The organism is Bacillus sp. JST-5 (assembly GCF_057747715.1).
The window spans coordinates 1-1,633 of record NZ_JBYLHW010000140.1 but is presented as its reverse complement, the minus strand read 5'-3'; the positions used below and the strand labels follow the sequence as shown (position 1 = coordinate 1,633).

Here is a 1,633-nt window from a genome sequence, read left to right as displayed (position 1 = left end):
TTCTTACGATTAGTCAAGAGGTTTATCAATAGTTATTTAAGATAATTAATCTTTTTTTGGCGGAAGGGGTACCCCTTCCGCCAAAAAAAGATTTTCGCATGCCAAATAGACCTAACGATTTTTGCTTTTTTTCGCTAGGCCCATTATGTTATACTTTTCCTACACAATTACGAAGATACTGAAGCGATTTCGTAATTGTACGTTAAATTGTGTGTAATAAGGTGGAAAAGGCACTTCAATAACTTATTCACACATGCGATGGACGCAACTTTATGACATTTGTTATAGGGTTGCGTTTTTAATTTGTCGTAGTATTCTACAAAATGATTGTGTCCAAAGCGTCGTTGGCGGATCATATTTTGAATCGTAAAATAAAGGATTTTGCGCAGATGACTGTTGCCACGCTTATTGATTTTATCTTTGTAAAACAATGTGCCTGATTGAAAACGCCTTATATCAATTCCTGCATAGGCATTGAGTTGCTTATGATTTTCGAAGCGTGTCATGTCGCCTATTTCTCCAATCAAACGAACGGCTGTATTTTTCCCTATACCAGGAATACTGATTAATATTTGATATTCATTTCGTTCTTTTGAAAGAACAACCATCTGCTGAATCAGTTCCTCACGTTTTCTCAAAATGGCTAAAGAACGTTTGGCATAATCTTTTAGCTGTTCACAGCGAATGTCGTCTTGATCCACTGCTGGATACGAATCCTGTGCTGCACCTATTAACTGTATGGCCTTTTTCTCCGCCGTTTTAGGCGCTAATTTCTTATCTGTGTTGGCAAGTAGTCGGTTGCGTACAACCGTCTTTGAAAGATTTTTAACGTAATCAGGATGTGGGAATAGCTGTAGAATATTTAAAAACAGTTCGGATTTTTGTGTGAACAGCGATTCCATTTCTGGGAAAGTCAGTTGTAGTAAAGTGTGCATTCTACTTCGAAGCATCGCTAGTTCTTCGTCTAATTCATGATAGTATCGGGAAAGCGCACGCATTTGGTCGAAGTAGTTGTCCTGCGGTTTTTTTATGCGCCGTTCGGTTGTAAAGTGAGTTTGGGCCAAACGGTGGGCATCACTTTTATCGGTTTTATGAATGCGCATAGTAGCCGTTTGAATCTTTGATTCAAGGGGATTTAACAAACAGTACGGAAAACCGTGATCATTCATAAAGCGCTCTAATGGTCGGGAATACACGCCTGTTGCTTCAAATACAATGGCTGGAACTTGTCCATCTTTTTGTACTAAATCGATGATTCGTTTATTTAGCTGTTCAAAATGGGGGCGATTATGCAAAATTTCCCCCTCAAACATACAAGAACGTGCAGCGTTATAAATCACCATATAACTTTTTCCCATACTGACATCAAAAGCAATGACGCTTTGCATATACATTCCTCCTGATTTTTTATGTAGAAGTCTTCACTTCACCTTATTGATTCCCTTTTCTTATACACGATCTCAAGGATCCAACATACTGAAACTGATTCTTATAAGGGCAGTGAAGTAGGCCAGTTTTTTAATTACGAACTCAAGGTTCTGGGGCTGTCACGACCTATTCTCCACTTCTACTATAAAAAAATAGTAGCACAGACCATGGCCGTGGTCTGTGCTACTAATCTTAGTATGTTTTT

Annotated in this window: 1 protein-coding gene; it reads right to left on the bottom strand. The window is 38.5% G+C overall.

Annotation, left to right across the window (positions count from 1 at the left end; genetic code table 11):
* Positions 1–167 precede the first annotated feature (167 nt).
* Entirely contained in the window at positions 168–1,388 is a 1,221-nt protein-coding gene (locus tag AC3ASS_RS14150; RefSeq protein ID WP_488284148.1) for an IS110 family RNA-guided transposase, read from the bottom strand.
* Positions 1,389–1,633: the final 245 nt, after the last annotated feature.